Genomic DNA, 16784 nt, shown 5'->3' with positions numbered 1-16784 from the left:
AGGTGGCAGTTTGCGGTGCTGCCTCGTCGTCCTCAAGCCGCTTTCAAAAACGCTCGTGCGGCGCCAGGTAGCGCCACTGGCCCGGCTGCAGCCCGGCCAGCGAGACGCGGCCCACGCGCAGGCGCCGCATGGCGACGATGCGCAGGTTCACGCCGTCGCAGATGTGCGCGATCTGCCCGGGCCGCGCGCCCTTCAGGGCAAAGCGCAGGCCGGTCTGGTCGGGCGACTGCCGGCCGATGCTCACGCGCGCGGGCGAACGCTCCAGCCGCGCCAGCACCTCGGGGCTCACCGGGCCGGCCACGTCGACCATCACTTCGTGTTCGAGGATGCCCGCGTCTTCCTGCAGTTTGCGCTCGATGCGCCATTCCTGCGTGTAGGCCACGAGGCCGCTGGCGCCGGTTTCGAGCGGCGTCATGCAGCGCTGCCCGCGCGCATGCGCCGGCAGGAAACGCTGGCCCTCGCGCTCGGGCTCGTGGTGGTTGGCGGCCACCAGCAGCTGGTGGGCGTTGTCGGTCGGCATGCCGGCGGGCTTGTAGAGCACCATCGTCACCGGCACGATCGGCTCGGGCCGCGCACCGGCGGCGATCTCGACCTGCTGGTGCGCCTGCACACGCGACTGCGGCAGCAGGGCGGGTACGCCGTCGACACTCACGGCGCCGTTTTCGATCAGCAGCTCGGCCTCGCGGCGCGACACCTGGGCCAGCGCGGCCACGCGCTTGGCCAGGCGCACGCCTTCGTCGTCGGGTGCAGAGGGGCGGTTCGAGCGGTTCATCGCGCGTCGGCCAGTTGACGGATGCGCGCCACGTGCGCCGCCAGCGAACGCGCCGCCACCGGCCACATGCGCTCGGGCACGTCGTCGTAGGCAAGCGGCAGCCACTGCTCGGGCGTGCCGTCGGGCAGCCGCTGCATCGCGGCGGCGATCTTGGCCTCGCGCTTGAGGCGGTGCGCCTTCAGGTGCGCGATGGCCGTGCGCGCAAAGCCGATCACGTAGCCGTGCGCCGGCAGGATGAAGTCGATGCCGCCGGCCGCGCAGGCCGCGTCGAGCTTGTCGAGCGAATCGAGGTAGGCCGTCATGTCGCCGTCCGGCGGATCGACCACCGTCGTGCTGCCGTTGAGGATGTGGTCGCCCGAGAACAGCAAGCCGTCTTCTTCGAGCACCAGGCACAGGTGGTTGGCCGCATGGCCGGGCGTGTGGATGGCGCGCAGCGTGTGCACGAGCGGCGTGCCGTCGGGCGCGGTGCCCGAGAGCACCAGCCGTTCGCCGTCGGCCAGCTCGCGCTCGGCGCTGAAGCGCGCGGTGGCGCGCGCCGTGGGCGCGGACGACAGGCCGAGGATCGGCGGCTTGCGCTCGGCGGCGCACAGCGCCTGCAGCGGCGCGGCGCCCGGTGAGTGGTCGGCGTGCGAGTGCGTGCAGACGATCAGGCGGATGTCGCCCTGCGTGGCCTCCACGAGCCGCGCCAGGTGCGTGGCGTCGTTGGGGCCCGGGTCGATCACGAGGTAGCCGGTGGCCGCGTCGCCCACGAGGTACGTGTTGGTGCCCGGGCCGGTCATGGCGCTGGGGTTCGGCGCGGTGAGGCGCTGCACGTTCTTCAGCAGCGCCACGGGCTGCGTGCTCTGCCAGTCGAGCGCGTGCGCGATCTGGCCGTCGGGGCACACCAGCGCGAGCTCGCCGAAGGGCGACTCGTGTTCCATGTAGCGCGCGTCCTCGCCCTTGAGCAGGCCGGCGCGCGGGCAGCTGGTCCACAGCGGCTTCTCCTGGCCGTCGGCCCCGGGCGCGCAGGCCGCGAGCACCGCATCGACCGTCGCGTAGGCCGCCATGCGCTGCAGCGTGCGGATGGTCGGGAAGATCATGAAGAAGCTGCCGGCCTCGTGGCGCGCCAGCGCGTCGGCCGGGCGCACCCAGCAGGGCTCGAACTGCTCGCTCTCGTCGGCCGTGGGCTCCTGGCCCTCGGGCATGCGCGCCACCAGGAAGGGCACGTCGAAGCGCTTGGGCAGGTCGCGGTCGGTGATCCAGTGCGCGAAGGTGAAGACCTCGTCGGCCGACAGCACCAGGCCGCGTGCGGCGCACTGGTCGGCGAAGGCAGTGCCGGCGGTGGCGTTGCGGTCCATGGCGGCGACCTCGCCGGCGCTCACCGCGCGGCCGTCGGCGTGGCGGGCCAGCAGGATGCCGAGTTCTTCGAAAGCCTCGCGGATCGCGGCGATGGCCTGCGTGTGCTGCGTGTCGCTCTGCGTGGCGCGGCGTGCCGCGATGCGCGCGGCAGCGGCGTCGGCCGCGTCGATGTGGCCCCCCGGAAAGACGTAGGCACCGGGCGCGAAGCTCGCGGTGGCCGAGCGGCGGGTCATGAGGACCTCCAGGCCGGCGTCGGTGTCGCGCAGCAGCAGGACGGTGGCGGCGGCGCGCACGGGCACCGGTTCGCGATGGGTGTGGAGTTGTTGTGTGGGGCGGACCATGGAGCGATTATGGAGAGGCAAGGGGCGCGGTGCATAAGCACATGTGCAAACAGATATCAGCCGCGCGCCACAATCGGCGCCTGCACCGTCCGCCTCGAAGAAAGACCGACATGGCCCATTCTCCCTTCCCGCGTCGCGCCCTGCTGGCCGCTGGCGCCTTGCTCTGCACCGCTGCCGCATCGACCCTGGCGCTGGCCCAGCCCGACTGGCCGCAACAACCCGTCACACTGATCATGGGCTTCCCGGCCGGCTCGGGCGTCGACGTGGTGGCCCGCGCCATCCAGGAGCCGCTGTCGCGCCAGCTCGGCAAGCCCGTGATCATCGACTACAAGTCGGGCGCCGCCGGCAACATCGCCAGCGAGTACGTCGCCCATGCCAAGCCCGACGGCTACACGCTCTCGTTCGGCACCGCCGCCACGCACGGCAGCAACGCGGCGCTGTACAAGAAGCTGCCCTTTGACGTCGAGGCCGACTTCGTGCCCGTGGCGCCCGTGCTCGACGTGTCGAACGTGCTCACCATCAACCCCGACGTGATCAACGTGCGCACGCTCAAGGAGTTCGTCGAGCTGGTGAAGGCCAACCCCGGCAAGTACAACTACGCCTCCACCGGCAACGGCGCGGGCACGCACATGGCCTTTGCCGAGTTCAACTCGCGCCTGGGCCTGAACATGGTCCACGTGCCCTACAAGGGCGGCCCCGAGGCCATCACCTCGGTGGTGCGCGGCGAGACCTGCTGCATCATGAACCAGGTGCAGACCGTGCTGCCGCACTACAAGGCCGGCAAGGTGCGCCTGCTGGGCGTGACCACCGCCACGGCGGTGCCGGCCGTGAAGGAGGTGCCGACCATCGCCTCCAGCGGCCTGCCGGGCACCAAGGGCTTCGACAGCGCCATCTGGTTCGGCATCTTCGCGCCCAAGGGCACCGACGCGCACATCGTCGACAAGCTCAACGCCGCCGTGAAGACCGTGCTCGAGCAGCCCGAGATCCGCGAGCGCTTCGAGAGCCAGGGCAACACGGTGCGCATCGAGTCGCCCGCCCAGTTCAAGAAGACCGTGCACGCCAACCGCGTGAAGTGGGCCGAGGTCGCCAAGGCGGCGAACATCAGCATCGACTGATCACAAGGTCTTCGTCAGCGTCAGGATGAAGCGCGCCTTGTTCGGCGAGTAGGTCGTCTGGCCGACGGTGCCGAAACCGTAGTCGATGCCCGGATTGGCCACTGAAACGTACGAACTCTTCTTGTTCGCGCCCTGCACCGAGCCGGTCAGCGTGAGGCCGCTGCCGAAGTCGTAGGTCGCGCCGACGTTGTAGTCCACGTAGCTCCGGTAGCCCAGGCTGCGGATGTCGCTCGACATGTTCGTGTAGCCCACGGCCGCCTTCAGCGTGACCTTGGGCACGATCTCCTTGCTGTAGGCCAAGTTCAGGTAGCCGGTGTTGCGGCCCGTGCGGCCCGAGCCGGTCTTGGCACCGGCATAACCGAAGTAGTCCTTCGACACCGTGTGCGAGTACTTCAGCGTGAACGAGCCGAGCGTGGCGTCGGTGTAGCTCGCGCTGGCGTACAGCTCCGTCGTGTTGCCCGTCGAATTGCCCGGGTACAGGTAGGTGAGGGCGCCCACGTCCATGTCGAGCGGGCCGGCCTTGAACTTGTAGCCACCGTACAGGTCGCTCTCCAGGCTGTTGCCCTTGAGCCAGTTGACGCTGGAGTTCCAGTTGCCGATGTAGAAGCCGCTGTCGCCGAAGGCGTAGTCGAAGCCGCCCTGGATGGCGGGCTTGAAGCCCTTGGTCTTGGCGTAGTCGTTCTTGCCGAGCATGTCCTGGTCCTGGCCGCGGAACTTGTAGTTCGTGGTCAGCGCCACGTTGCCCGTGAGCTGCGCGTTGGCGAGCATCGGCAGGGCGAACAGGGTGGGAAGAACGAGCACCGGCAAGGCGGTGCGAAGGAGGTGTTTCATCGAAAGAATTCGCTAACGGATGGAGGAGCCGGCAGCGTAGAAGCGCGGGTCTAAAAGCCGCGTAAAAAACGAAGGCCCCGGCGCAAAAGTTGTGTGTCGGGCATCGTCATCGCGACCACGCCCACCACCACGCAGGCCAGCCCGACCCACGCGGTGGCCGCCAGCGTCTCGCCCAGGTACACCACGCCGATCGTCACGCCGATGGGCACGCGCAGGTAGGCCTGCGCCGAGGTCGACATCGGCCCCAGCGTCTTGATGAGCCGGAAGTAGATCGTGAAGGCCAGCGCCGTGGAGAGCACCGCCAGCGCCAGCACGGCGAGCATCGAGGCGGTGGAGGGGGCGAGCGTCCAGGGCCTGTCGATCGCCAGGCTCGCGGGCACGAGCAGGGCCGCGCCGCTCAACAGCGAGCCGGCCGCGGGCACCATCGGGTCCAGGCCCTTGAACACGCGGCCGAACATCGCGGCGCAGCCGTAGCAGACGGCGGCCACCACCAGCGCCAGCTGCGCCAGCAGCGAATGCCCCAGCCCCTGCAGCGCCTCGAAACCCACGATCAGGCAGATGCCCGCCAGCCCCGCGCCCACGCCGAAGAGCCGCTGCAGCGTGGGCTTGCCCGCGCCGCCCAGGCCCCAGCCCAGCAGGAAGATGAAGATCGGTGAGGTCGAGTTGAGGATGGTCGCCAGCCCCGCATCCACGCTGCGCTCGGCCCAGGCGATCAGCGTGAACGGCAGCACGCTGTTCAGGCCAGCCTGCAGCGCGAAGCGCCGCCATGTCGCGCCGTCTTTGGGCAAGCGCACGCCGCGCACGCGCAGCACCGCGAGCAGCAGCAACCCCGCGATCAGGGTGCGTGCCGCGATCAGCGTGACCGGCGGGATCGTCGCCACGCCGATCTTGATGAAGGTGTACGAGGCGCCCCAGCAGGTCGCGAGCACCGCGAGCAGCGCCCATTCAAGGGCAGGGGTGTGGGGTTGGACTGAAGCGGCGAGCGGGGTCGTTGGCATGGTGCGCCGATCTTCGCGAGACCGGCCCCTCGACACTTCGCTGGTGGACGAAATGTGGGCGAAACGTGGGCGCGAAGCCTCAGTGATCGTGCCCGTGGCTTCGCGCCGGCGCAGCGCCGTTCAGCAGCGCCGCCAGGTCGACTTCCTGCTCCGCTGCCGCCCCCGCGATCACGCGCTGCTCCAGCTCGTCCAGGTGCTCCAGCGCCACGGCCAGCGCGGCGTCGAGCGAGTCGCCCATGAGCGCTTCGATGATCTGTTCGTGCTCGCGCGGCGCGCAGCTCGCGGCTTCGGCCGAGTCGTACAGCGCCTTGTACAGCTCGGTGTTCGCAATCAGCCGCCGGATGTACGACAGCAGCTCGTCGCTGCCGGCCATCTGCGCCAGCAGCAGGTGGAAGTCGCCGGCCAGGCGGATCGCGTCCTCGCGCCGGCCTTCCTTGAACGCCTTCTGCTCCGCCTGCACGTGCTTGCGCAGCGTGGCCACCTGCTCGCGCGCCAGCCGGCCGAACAGCGTGGCGACCAGCCCGGCCTCCACGATGCGGCGCGCGCGGTAGATGCCGCGCATGTCGTCGATCGACGGGTTGGGCACGAAGGCGCCGCGGTTGTGCTCCAGCACCAGCCGCTTTTCGGAGCCCAGCCGCGCCAGCACCTTGCGCACCGCGCCGCGCGTGCAGCCCAGCGCCTCGGCCAGCGCGCGCTCGCGCAGCGGCGTGCCGGGGCGCAGCTTGCCGCTGAGCAGTGCCTTGGACACGGCGGCGTAGACGCGCTCGTCCACGTTCGCGTCATCGACGGAAGCGGGTTCGGCTGGTTCAGCGGAAGGGGCGGGCGCGGCGGATCGGCGGGTGGCGGCAGGCATGGGCCTGCGGATTATTGCCTGCACCCCGCCACCTCCGGGAAAGCCCCCGGATTGACGCGGCCCGCCCGGCTCCGTACCATTCGCGCCGTTTGGTTAACCAAAATATATAAAATGGTTGACCAAAAGAAGATCAAATTTCCAACCACCCGAACACACAGAGACATCCCATGAAACTCGCCAAATGGCTGGCCCTGCTGCCGGTCGCCGCCTTCTTCAGCGGGGGATGGCTGTCGTCCGTCGCGCCCACCTTCGTGCTCGGCATGCCCTTCCTGATGGTCTGGAACGTGAGCTGGCTGGTGCTGACCTCGCTCATCATGGTGGTCATCGACCGCGCCGAGGGCGACCTCGATGCGCAAGACGCGCAGGCCGCAGGAGACGCGCGATGAACGCCGCACTCGGCGTGATCGCGCTCTTCGTGGCCGGCGCCCTCGGCCTGGCCGTGCTCGCGCGGCGCGGGCGCACCATGAGCCTGGAGCAATGGGCGCTGGGCGGGCGCGGGCTGGGCACGATCATGGTGTTCCTGCTCATGGCGGGCGAGTCGTTCTCGACCTTCACCTTCCTGGGCGCCAGCGGCTGGTCGTACAGCAAGGGCTCGCCGGCCTTCTACATCCTGGCCTACGGCGGCCTGGCCTACCTCATGGCCTTCTGGATGCTGCCCGCCATCTGGCGCTACGCCACCGCGCACAAGCTGGTGTCGTTCTCCGACTTCTTCGCCCACAAGTACGACAGCCGACCGCTCGGCGTGCTGGTGTCGGTGGTCGCGCTCATGGGCATGGTGGCGCTGCTCACCATCCAGCTGCGCGGGCTGGGCATCATCGTGTCGGAGGCCTCGTACGGCTCCATCGCGCCGCAGGTGGCGATCTGGATCGGCACCGTCGTGATGGTCAGCTACATCCTGTTCTCGGGCATCCACGGCTCGGCCAGCATCGCCATCGTGAAGGACATCCTGATCCTCGTGCTCGCCGTGTTCCTGGGCGTGTACCTGCCGTGGCACTACTACGGCGGCGTCACGCCGATGTTCAGCGCCATCCACGCGGCCAACCCCAGCTTCTTCGAGTTTCCGAAAGAGGGCCTGAACCTCACCTGGTACAACTCGACCATCCTGCTCACGGCGCTGGGCTACTACCTGTACCCGTTCAACCTCACCTCGGTGTACGCCGCGCGCAGCGCGAGCGCGGTGCGCCGCAACACCATCCTGATGCCGCTGTACCAGGTGGTCATCGCCTTCCTGTTCCTGGTGGGCTTCGCGGCCATCCTGCAGGTGCCGGGGCTCAAGGGCTCCGAGGTCGACTTGGCCCTGTTCGGCCTCGTGAAGCACACCTTCGACCCGTGGTTCGTGGGCGTGATCGGCGGCACGGGCGTGCTCACCGCGCTGGTGCCGGGCTCGATGATCCTGCTCACGGCCTCCACCGTGATCGGCAAGAACGTCTACAAGGAAGGCTTCGCGCCCCATGCCACCGACAAGCAGGTCTCGCGCGTGGCGCGCGGCGTGCTGCCCCTGTTCGCGCTGGTGGCCGTGTACTTCGTGCTGCGCGGCGGCACCACCATCGTGGCCGTGGCCATCTTCGCGTCGAGCCTGCTCACGCAACTGCTTCCCTCGCTGCTGTTCAGCCTCATGAAGAAACCCTTCGGCAGCAAGCACGCGGCCTTTGCGGGCATCCTCGCGGGCGGTGCGGTGCTGGCCTTCACGATGACCACCGGCGCGAACCTGGGCACGCTGTTCCCGGCGGCGCCCGTGGTCTTCAAGTCGCTCAACACCGGGCTGGTGGCGCTGGCGGTCAACGCGCTGGTCTTCGTGGCGGTGGCGCTCGTCACGCCGCGCGTGCTGCCGCGCACCGTGGCGGCGCAACCCGCCTGACCGGTCTTCTTTTGCCCTTGTTACCCCACGAACGAAATCGAATGACCTCGCAGCTCCTGATCCGCAACGTGCGCCCCCTGGGTGCGTCTCCTGTCGATGTGCGCGTGCACGACGGCCGCCTTGCCGAGATCGGCGCGGCGCTGGCCGCACCGGCCGGCGCCACCGTCGAAGATGGCGAGGGCGCCTTGCTGCTGCCCGGCCTCGTCGAAGGCCACACCCACCTCGACAAGACCATGTGGGGCATGGACTGGTACCGCAACGAGGTCGGCACCAACCTCACCGACAAGATCGAGAACGAGCGCGCCTTCCGCCACGCCAGCGGGCACGACGCCGCCGCGCAGTCGCTGGTGCTGGCCAAGGCTTTTCTCGCGCTCGGCACCACGCGCCTGCGCACGCACGTCGACGTCGACACCCAGGCCGGCCTGCGCCACCTCGAAGGCACGCTGCGCACGCGCGAGACGCTGCGCGAGGTGCAGCAGATCCAGGTCATCGCCTTTCCGCAGTCGGGCCTGCTCGGGCGCGCCGGCACCGCCGAGCTGCTCGACCAGTCGCTGGCCCTGGGCGCCGACGTGCTCGGCGGCCTCGACCCCTGCGCCATCGACGGCGACCCCGTGAAGTCGCTCGACGTGCTCTTCGGCATCGCCCACAAGCACCAGCGCCCCGTCGACATCCACCTGCACGAGCCCGGCGCCATGGGCGCCTTCTCGCTCGAGCTGATCCTGCAGCGCACCGAGGCGCTCGGCATGCAGGGCCAGGTCGCGATCAGCCACGGCTTCTGCCTGGGCGACGTGAGCGAACGCGAGCGCGACGCGCTGCTCGCGCGCATGGCCAAGCTCGGCGTGGTGCTCATCACCAGCGCGCCGGCTTCGCGCAACGTGCCGCCGCTCATGGCGTGCCGCGCGGCCGGCGTCACCGTGCTCGGCGGCAACGACGGCATCCGTGACACCTGGTCGCCCTACGGCAACCCCGACATGCTCGAGCGCGCCATGCTCATCGGCCTGCGCTACAACCTGCGCCGCGACGACGAGCTCGAGGTGGCACTCGACACCGTCACCCATTCCGGCGCGCGCGGCTGCGGCTTTGCGGCCTACGGGCTCGACGTGGGCTGCCGCGCCGACCTCGTGCTGGTCGACGCGCAAACGCCCGCGCAGGCCGTGGTGGGCCGCCCCGTGCGCAAGCTCGTGGTGTCGGGCGGCCGCGTGGTCGCGCGCCACGGCACGCTCGTGCCCGGCGCCGTGCCCGCGTGAGCCGCGCCGCACGCCCTGCAACCGACAGCTCGCGCACCGGCGCGGGCCCGGTCTTCTTCGCCTGCGTGGTCGTGCTGGTGGCGCTCAACCTGCGCGCCTTTCTCACGTCGAGCAGCCCCTTGCTCGAACCGATCCGCGCCGCGACCGGCATCGGCTTTCACGCCGTCGCGTTGCTCACCGTGCTGCCGATGTTCGCGATGGGCGCCGTGTCGCTGTCGGGCGCGGCCGTGGGCCAGCGGCTGGGCGCGCGCGGCGGCATTGCGCTCGGGCTCTGTGCCATCGCGCTGGCCTGCGCCGGCCGCTACGTGGCGGGCGGCGCCGCGGCGCTGCTGTGGAGCGCCGCGCTCGCGGGCGCGGGCGTGGGGCTGGTGCAGGCGCTCATGCCCGGCGTGGTCAAGCAGGCCTACCCCGCGCGGCTGGGCCTCATGACCGGGCTCTACTCGGCCGCCATCATGGGCGGCGGCGGGCTCGGTGCCATGGCCAGCCCGTGGCTTGCGCGCGCCGTGGGCGGCGAGGCGCAACTCGACTGGCACGCCGGCCTCGCGATGTGGGCGGTGCTCGCGGTGGTGGCGCTGGTGGCGTGGCTGCGCGGTGCGCGGCAGCTGCCGTCTGCGTCGTCATCCGTGCGCGCCGCCGACCCCTCGCTCGACCGCGCCTGGCTGCGCTGCTTCGGCCACCGCCGCGCGTGGCTGCTGGCGCTGTGCTTCGGCCTCATCAACGGCGGCTACACCAGCCTCGTCGCGTGGCTGCCGCATTACTTCCATGCCGAGCGCGGCTGGACGGCGCAGCAGGGCGGCGCCGTGCTCGCGCTCATGACGCTGGCGCAGGTCGTCGGCGCGCTCACGCTGCCGGCGCTCGCGCGACGCGGCGGCCAGCGCGACCTGCGGCGCTGGCTGGTCGGTGCGCTGCTGGCGCAGCTCGCGGGCTTTGCGGCGCTCGGGCTCGCGCTGCCCGTGCCGGCGGCCGTCATCGCCGTCGTGCTCGGCGCCGGCCTGGGCGGCGCGTTCTCGCTGTGCATGGTGCTCGCGCTCGACCACCGGCCCGACCCCGCGCAGGCCGGCGCGCTCGCGGGCTTCATGCAGGGCGTGGGCTTCATGATCGCGGCGCTCGCGCCCTTCGTCACCGGCTGGGTGCGCGAGCAGACCGGTGGCTTCACCATGGCCTGGGCCTACCTGGCCGCCGTCACCGTGCTGCTGCTGCCCGCCGTGCTGCGCTTCGATCCGCGCCGCTACGCGAGCGCCACTGCCGGCCTGTTCGGCGCGCAGACTGCATCCGCGCCGTCCCCCATCGAGCAGGCCCGCAAGGCCTGAGACCCAAGGAGATCCGACCCATGTACAACGAACACTTCATGCAGCGCGCCCTGGCCCTTTCGGCCCGTGCACTCCAGGAGCCCGGCACCGAGCCTTTCGGCGCGGTCGTCGTCAAGAACGGCGAAGTGGTGGGCGAGGGCTTCAACCACTCCGTCGCGCACCACGACCCCACCTCGCACGGCGAGGTCGAGGCCATTCGCGATGCCTGCCGCCGGCTGGGCACCGTCGACCTGTCGGGCTGCGAGCTCTACACCTCGTGCGAGCCCTGCGCCATGTGCGTGGCGGCCATGCACATCGCGGGCATCGGCCAGCTGTACTACGCGGCCACGCTCGCGCAGTCGGGTGAAGCCTTCCAAGGCGTGACCGTGGCGGCGCGCCACCCGATCGACGTCGACGTGCTGCGCACCGAAGCCGGCGCACCGCTGGCCGCGCGTGCGCAACCGGCCGAACAGAAGATGGACGCCGAGGCGGTGCGCATCCTCTCGGCGTGGGCCGAGCCGCGACGCGGCGACTGAAGCGCTATGCGGCAGCCGCAGCGTCGCCGCGCGTGGCCGCTTCGAACTCGGCGCGGTTGAGCAGGCCGAAGTACAGCACGTCGTACCACTGCAGCCCCAGCGGATATTCCGTGGCGCGGCTGCGCGTGCTGTCGCAGTCGTCGTCGAAGCGCAGCCCGAAGAACGCATCGAGCGGGGCCGCCTGTTTTTTTGCACCGGCTTCGCGCAGCAACTGCGCCGCCGCCGCGATGTCTTGCGGCAGCGCATCGAGCGCGGCGCCGGCCTGCTGGCAGCGGGCAAGCTCCTTCTCGACGCAGGCCCGCAGCGGGGCTTCTTCCGATTCGTACATCGTGTCGAGCTCGACCGTCTCCAGCAGCAGGTGCTCGTTGCGGTGGGCTTCGAGAAAGGCCAGGGTCTCGTCCAGCCAGCCCGGCAGCTGCGTCGAGCCCGTCGCGGGCGTGGCCGCTGCGGGCGCGGCAGCCGCAGGCGGTGCCTTCGGTGCGGCGGGCGGCGAGAACCAGCCCTTGAGTCGATCGACGAACGACGTGGCCTTCGGCGCGGCCACGACGGGTGGGGCAGCGGGTGCGGGCGCAGGCACCGGCGCCTGCGCCGCCAGGTACCGCACGATGTCACTCAAGCGCTTCACCCGCGCAAAGCCCGGCTCGAAGCAGCCACTGATCGCGTACAGCCTGACCTTCTCATCCCCTTCGTCGCTGTCGAGGCCATCGGAGATCAGCGACGCGCACAGCTGCGGATCGCCCGACATCAGCAGCCGGTACATGAACGGAATGTCGTAGTTCCATTCGGACAGGCCCGAGATCGTTTCGGGTCGGTCCGTGTACGCCGTGGGTCGGTTGGTGAGGCTGTAGAGGTAGGAGCGATTGGCCATGGATCAAAGTGTGAATGGCGGCTGCAGTTCGAGCGCGTCGCCGTGACAAGAATGAAGAAGAGCCGCCTCTCGCGAAGCGGCCTTCGGCCTGGTCGGCAGATTCTGCCTTCGCCAGATTTACACTCCGCCCCATGCAAGGAAGCAACGACGTTCAGCGCGGCCTGCAGCCCGTGGTGGAGCTGCGGTCTGAAGGCGCGTCGTACCTGTATTCCGTGCGCGCGCCGCGCTCCAAGGGCGTGATCCCGCCCAGCTCGTACAGCCACACCGGCTTTGCTAGCGTGGCCGATTGCCTGCGCGACATTGCGCGCGCGCTCGGGGGCAACTTCACTCGCATCTACGTGCGCCTCGAAGGCCACTGCGTCGGCGAGCGCGACATTGCCGAGCTGCGCAAGGCGCCCGACATCGTCGCGGCCGAATTGCAGGCCCTGTGCCGCGCGGTGATCGCCGAGCAGCAGAAGCCGCCACAGCAGCAACAGGAACAGCCCAGCGAAATCGCCGCCACGCCGCGCTGCTAGCCGCGCGAAGCGGGGTGCCGTTCGCTCACTGCGGCACGTTCACGATGGTCGCCTGCATCATCGCCACCACCTTGTAGTCCGTGTCGCCCGCCTTCGCGAAGGCACGCACTTCGCCCGTGCACACCGCGAGCAGCTTGCCCGAGCTCTGCACCCGGCCCACCGCCAGGAAGCGCTCGCCCAGCGCGGGCCGCATGAAGTTGATCTTGAACTCCGCCGTCACCACGTCGCAGCCCTGCGGCGCCTTCGTGAGCCCCGCGTAGCCGCAGGCGCTGTCGACGATGCTCGTCACCGCGCCCGCATGCACATAGCCGCGCTGCTGCGACAGCGCTTTTGAAAACGGCATCTCGATGTGCACCTCGCCGTCGCCCACATGCACCAGCCGCGCGCCGAGCGTGGCCATCAGGCCCTGTGCGTTGAAGCTGTCGGAGATGCGGGTGTGAAGGTCGGTCATGGCTGGCAAGCGAAAAGAAGCAGAAGAAAAAGGGCGCCCATAGGGCGCCCCGAGGGGTCACTGCATTCTGCCGCGCGGCGCTACGCCCCGTGCCAGCGCCTCAGTCCCACGCCGGCGACAGCCCTTGCGGATCGGTCAGCCGCTCGCCGCGGTCGAGCGCGGCGATCTGCGCCATCTCGGCCTCGGTCAGCGTCAGTTGCTGTGCCTTCCGGTTGCTTTCGAGGTTCGCGCGCTTCGTCGACGACGGAATTACCGCGTAGCCCAGCTGCATCGCCCAGGCCAGCACCACCTGCGCGGGCGTGGCGCCGTGCGCCGTGGCAATCGCGCCGATCACCGGGTCGTTCAGCACCTTGCCGTAGGCCAGCGTCATGTACGAGGTGATGCGGATGCCCTGGCTCTGCGCGAAGGCCGCCACCTTGCGGTTCTGCAGGTAGGGGTGCAGCTCGATCTGGTTGGTGGCGATGGCCGGCGCGCCCACGGCGGCAATGGCTTCCTGCATCAGCGCGATGTTGAAGTTCGACACGCCGATCTGCTTCGTGAGCCCCAGCGCCTTGGCCTCGGCCAGCGCGCCCATGAACTCCGCCACCGGCACCGCGTTGGCGGGCGAGGGCCAGTGGATCAGCGTCAGGTCGACATGGTCTGTGCGCAGTTTGGCCAGGCTGTCTTTCAGGCTCGGCACCAGCTTGTCTTTCGCGTAGTGGTCGGTCCAGATCTTGGTGGTGATGAAGAGCTCGCTGCGGGCCACGCCGCTTTCGGCAATCGCCTGGCCCACCTCGGCTTCGTTGCCGTAGATCTGCGCCGTGTCGATCGTGCGGTAGCCCAGGTCGAGGCCGTTCTGCACCGAATCGATCACCACCTGGCCCTGCAGGCGGAAGGTGCCGAGGCCGAAAGCGGGAATGGGGGTGTGGATGTTCGTGGTCATGGCGTGTGTGTGCCTTGTGTTCAAAGAAAGAAAAGGAAGAGAAGAGAAGAGGAAAGCTCAGTGCCCGACCGGCACCGGCCCCGAGGCGCGCACCGGAATGCCGGCACGGCGGTCGAGCGAGCCGCTCCACTGCGTGAGGGCCAGAGAGACCAGCACGACGAGTGCGCCGATCCAGGGCGTGTGCATCAGCCCGAGGTGCGTCACGATCAGGCCGCCGGCCCAGGCCGCGCCTGCAATGCCCAGGTTGAAGGCCGCGATGTTCAGGCCCGAGGCCACGTCCACCGCCTGCGGCGTGAAGCGTTCGGCCTGCTTCACCACGTACACCTGCAGCCCCGGCACGTTGCCGAACGCCACCGCGCCCCACATCAGCACCGCCACCAGCGCCAGCCACTTGTGCGGCGCCGCGAAGTTGAAGACCAGCAGCACGGCCGCCAGCAGCGCAAAGATGATCTTCAGCGCCGGAATCGGCCCCATGCGGTCGGCCAGCTTGCCGCCCCAGATGTTGCCCACCGCCACCGAGATGCCGTACACCAGCATCACCCAGCCCACCGCGCCGGCGCTGAAGCCCGACACCTCCGTGAGGATCGGCGCCAGGAACGTGAACGGAATGAACGAGCCGCCATAGCCGATGGCCGTCTTGGCATACACCAGCAGCAGGCGCGGCTCGGCCAGCACCTTGGCCTGTTGCGCCAGCGAGGCCGGCGGCGTGTGGCGGATGTTGCCCGGCACGAAGATCCAGCTGCCCACGAAGGCGACCACGCCCAGCGCCGACACCGCCAGGAAAGTCTCGCGCCAGCCGAAGTGCTGCCCGATGAACGTGCCCAGCGGCACGCCCGTGACCAGCGCCACCGTGAGGCCCGTGAACATGATCGCGATGGCGCTCGCCGCCTTTTCCTTCGACACCAGGCCGGTGGCAATCGTCGAGCCGATCGAGAAGAACACCCCGTGCGCCAGCCCCGTGAGCACGCGGGCGGCAATCAGCGATTCATAGCTGGGCGCCTGCCACGCCAGCAGGTTGCCGACCGTGAACAGCGCCATCAGCCCGAGCAGCAGCGCCTTGCGCGGCAGCTTGCCCGTGAGGGCCGTGAGCACCGGCGCGCCAATGGCAACGCCCAGCGCATAGAGGCTGACCAGCAGGCCGGCGGAGGGAAGGCCGATGCCGAGGTCGGCAGCGACGGTGGGAATGAGGCCAACGATGACGAACTCGGTCGTTCCGATGGCGAAGGCGCTGAGGGTCAGCGCGAGTAAGGCGATTGGCATGAGAGCACTCCTTCTGGGATGAGGAGGAGTGTCTTGCGGTTACCTTTGCGGATAAATGGGGGTTGGGGCAGAAGATAGTTGCTGTAGAAGCAAGAGCTATCAAGCCTCTTGATCGCTTACGGGGAGATAACTCGAAACCAGTCGCGCATAGTTTGACGGACACGATCAGTTTCCTCTTCTGGGATTTCAGTCATGTGGCAAATCGTATTGCGCAAGTGAACGATAAGACGCGCGCCTTGAATCAATCCCTTGTCCCGCACCAAATCATCAAACCCATCTTTCCACGCGTGATCGATAACGCGCAAGAGTTGAGGAAAGGTCATAAGAGCGGAACGATCACGTGAGCCAAGAGCCATCCAACTCTTTACTTCGTCCGTCTCCTCGACCTTAATGACTTCGTCTTGTACATCCTTTGGCACCTTGTCCCACCAAGGTCGACTTGCGTCCTTCGAGAGCACGTCAACGACAAAACCTCTTAGAAAATTCTCGAAGACAAATATCAATCGATATGTCTCTGCGGCCATGGTTGCCCGCTTAACGCTAGCAGGAAGCAATGGAGCAAGGTCGTAAGAAGGGGCGAGCAGCAAAGTGTCTTCGGGGACTAGTTCTTCCATGTTCGAAACCGACCGCTCTACTGCTTGGCCAAGCATGAGAAACAACGCGGCCTTGGAATCAATGCTCATGCAAATGACTTTCTGAGTGCGTTGAATATGTTCAAGTAGACCTCTTCTGATCCATTATTTGGCAAGTGAACTTGAATGTTGTAGTGAAACTCAGGTCGCATTGGCTTGGCTGAGTTGATCTTTCCTGATGTGGAGGATTGATCATCAAGGGTTTCTTCCAAAACCTCGTCCTCTTTCTTCTTTGAAGCCTGCGCTATAGGGCGACTAGAAAAATCGGCCTGTTTAATTAGCGAGGAGAGGGTTGAAACTATGCGGCTGGTCATGTCGTCATCTGTTCCCGCAACCTGCGCAACGAGTCCTCTTAGTTTTTCTGAAGACAGCGCATGAGCTTCTTCATTTGCGGCGAAAAGCGGTGCATAGGCCGATCGAATTCCTTCGGCAATTGCCGGTTTTGCGGTGTCCCGGCTTTTCAAAAGTCGGTAGTTTTGAGTTGGACTCCCGGATTGATCTAGAAACTTCAAATTCCGGAGCAAGGGTATGACTTGCCTGTCGTTTGAACCTTTCAAGCCAATGGTGTTTTGTAAAAATTCTTGAGTGAACTTGTCGGGAACTTTGGCGGAAAGAATCGCCGCGAAAAGCGTCTCGATGTTCTTGTTGGACGCGAGATAGGGCAGCGAGGTCGCCATTTTCAAAACCCGACTAGTGAAAGGTAGTACATGGTTACATGGCTGATCGATCATGTCCATTGCTCCGTTTCCCCTATCCATTGCGAAAAACTTGATTGAATGGATGTCGAGAGCGTTCGCAAATTTGTCTTTGTGAACGCTTCTTCTGTTGCGAACTTCCGAGCCCTTTCAGGGCGATGCTGTAGATATACTTGCTCGTCGCGCAAAAAACGCGATCGGGTTTGGAAGCCCGCAAAAACCCCTGCGACGAAAGCCGCAGGACCCGCACATGGTCTGCGGCT

Annotated in this window: 18 protein-coding genes; 7 read left to right on the top strand and 11 right to left on the bottom strand. The window is 67.8% G+C overall.

Annotated elements, in window-relative coordinates; translation table 11 throughout:
• Positions 1–43 precede the first annotated feature (43 nt).
• Together AC07Q9_RS27700 and AC07Q9_RS27695 are read right to left on the bottom strand one after the other, a co-directional pair.
• On the bottom strand, positions 44–772 hold the full coding sequence (locus tag AC07Q9_RS27700; protein WP_495312501.1) for an RNA pseudouridine synthase: 729 nt from the start codon (positions 770–772) through the stop codon (positions 44–46).
• Positions 769–2451, bottom strand: a complete 1683-nt coding sequence (locus AC07Q9_RS27695; RefSeq protein ID WP_495312500.1) for an MBL fold metallo-hydrolase — start codon at positions 2449–2451, stop codon at positions 769–771. The genes AC07Q9_RS27700 and AC07Q9_RS27695 overlap by 4 nt, the downstream gene beginning before the upstream one ends.
• A 110-nt stretch (positions 2452–2561) precedes the next feature.
• Here AC07Q9_RS27695 and AC07Q9_RS27690 point away from each other — a divergent pair, with 110 nt between their 5' ends.
• Positions 2562–3566, top strand: coding sequence for a Bug family tripartite tricarboxylate transporter substrate binding protein (locus AC07Q9_RS27690; protein ID WP_095743580.1), 1005 nt, complete (start codon positions 2562–2564; stop codon positions 3564–3566).
• Here the strand turns inward: AC07Q9_RS27690 and AC07Q9_RS27685 are convergent, their stop codons facing one another.
• From AC07Q9_RS27685 to AC07Q9_RS27675, 3 genes are all read right to left on the bottom strand, one after another.
• Entirely contained in the window at positions 3567–4397 is an 831-nt protein-coding gene (locus tag AC07Q9_RS27685) for a TorF family putative porin (protein ID WP_495312499.1), read from the bottom strand.
• A gap of 50 nt (positions 4398–4447) precedes the next feature.
• Positions 4448–5395, bottom strand: a complete 948-nt coding sequence (locus AC07Q9_RS27680; RefSeq protein WP_495312498.1) for a DMT family transporter — start codon at positions 5393–5395, stop codon at positions 4448–4450.
• Between the two features lie 79 nt (positions 5396–5474).
• Positions 5475–6248 (bottom strand): GntR family transcriptional regulator, encoded by a 774-nt coding sequence (locus AC07Q9_RS27675; RefSeq protein ID WP_495312497.1) that lies wholly within the window; start codon positions 6246–6248, stop codon positions 5475–5477.
• A 167-nt stretch (positions 6249–6415) separates the two neighbouring features.
• Between AC07Q9_RS27675 and AC07Q9_RS27670 the strand changes: the two genes are divergently transcribed.
• From AC07Q9_RS27670 to AC07Q9_RS27650, 5 genes are read left to right on the top strand one after another with little or no spacing between them, the layout of a single operon-like run.
• Positions 6416–6634 carry a DUF3311 domain-containing protein gene (locus AC07Q9_RS27670; protein WP_095948148.1) on the top strand — a complete coding sequence of 73 codons (219 nt, stop codon included), beginning with the start codon at positions 6416–6418 and terminating at the stop codon, positions 6632–6634.
• Positions 6631–8106 carry a sodium:solute symporter family protein gene (locus AC07Q9_RS27665; protein WP_062482049.1) on the top strand — a complete coding sequence of 492 codons (1476 nt, stop codon included), beginning with the start codon at positions 6631–6633 and terminating at the stop codon, positions 8104–8106. The genes AC07Q9_RS27670 and AC07Q9_RS27665 overlap by 4 nt, the downstream gene beginning before the upstream one ends.
• A gap of 41 nt (positions 8107–8147) precedes the next feature.
• Positions 8148–9353, top strand: coding sequence for an amidohydrolase family protein (locus AC07Q9_RS27660; protein WP_495312496.1), 1206 nt, complete (start codon positions 8148–8150; stop codon positions 9351–9353).
• Complete coding sequence (locus AC07Q9_RS27655) at positions 9350–10663, top strand: cyanate transporter (RefSeq protein WP_495312495.1); 1314 nt, start codon at positions 9350–9352, stop codon at positions 10661–10663. The genes AC07Q9_RS27660 and AC07Q9_RS27655 overlap by 4 nt, the downstream gene beginning before the upstream one ends.
• A 20-nt stretch (positions 10664–10683) precedes the next feature.
• Complete coding sequence (locus AC07Q9_RS27650) at positions 10684–11178, top strand: nucleoside deaminase (RefSeq protein ID WP_062474282.1); 495 nt, start codon at positions 10684–10686, stop codon at positions 11176–11178.
• 4 nt (positions 11179–11182) lie between these two features.
• On the opposite strand, the gene AC07Q9_RS27645 is transcribed toward AC07Q9_RS27650, so the two are convergent.
• Positions 11183–12046, bottom strand: coding sequence for a DUF7822 domain-containing protein (locus AC07Q9_RS27645; RefSeq protein WP_495312494.1), 864 nt, complete (start codon positions 12044–12046; stop codon positions 11183–11185).
• 131 nt (positions 12047–12177) lie between these two features.
• Between AC07Q9_RS27645 and AC07Q9_RS27640 the strand changes: the two genes are divergently transcribed.
• Entirely contained in the window at positions 12178–12561 is a 384-nt protein-coding gene (locus AC07Q9_RS27640; RefSeq protein WP_495312493.1) for a hypothetical protein, read from the top strand.
• 25 nt (positions 12562–12586) lie between these two features.
• Here AC07Q9_RS27640 and AC07Q9_RS27635 read toward each other — a convergent pair whose 3' ends face one another.
• The 5 genes from AC07Q9_RS27635 to AC07Q9_RS27615 all read right to left on the bottom strand — a co-directional run bounded on the left by AC07Q9_RS27635 (position 12587) and on the right by AC07Q9_RS27615 (position 16557).
• Positions 12587–13012, bottom strand: a complete 426-nt coding sequence (locus tag AC07Q9_RS27635; protein WP_070060148.1) for a PaaI family thioesterase — start codon at positions 13010–13012, stop codon at positions 12587–12589.
• Between the two features lie 100 nt (positions 13013–13112).
• Positions 13113–13934: a 2,5-didehydrogluconate reductase DkgB gene (gene dkgB / locus AC07Q9_RS27630; RefSeq protein WP_495312492.1), complete on the bottom strand. Its 822-nt coding sequence runs from the start codon at positions 13932–13934 to the stop codon at positions 13113–13115.
• A gap of 57 nt (positions 13935–13991) precedes the next feature.
• Positions 13992–15194 (bottom strand): MFS transporter, encoded by a 1203-nt coding sequence (locus AC07Q9_RS27625; protein ID WP_495312491.1) that lies wholly within the window; start codon positions 15192–15194, stop codon positions 13992–13994.
• Between the two features lie 116 nt (positions 15195–15310).
• Positions 15311–15877 carry a Swt1 family HEPN domain-containing protein gene (locus AC07Q9_RS27620; RefSeq protein WP_495312490.1) on the bottom strand — a complete coding sequence of 189 codons (567 nt, stop codon included), beginning with the start codon at positions 15875–15877 and terminating at the stop codon, positions 15311–15313.
• Positions 15874–16557, bottom strand: a complete 684-nt coding sequence (locus tag AC07Q9_RS27615) for a DUF5343 domain-containing protein (RefSeq protein ID WP_495312489.1) — start codon at positions 16555–16557, stop codon at positions 15874–15876. Before AC07Q9_RS27615 ends, AC07Q9_RS27620 begins: the two co-directional genes overlap by 4 nt.
• Between the last annotated feature and the right edge of the window lie 227 nt (positions 16558–16784).

The organism is Variovorax sp. GW821-FHT09A10 (genome assembly GCF_059418385.1).
This window is presented reverse-complemented; position numbering and strand designations above follow the sequence as displayed.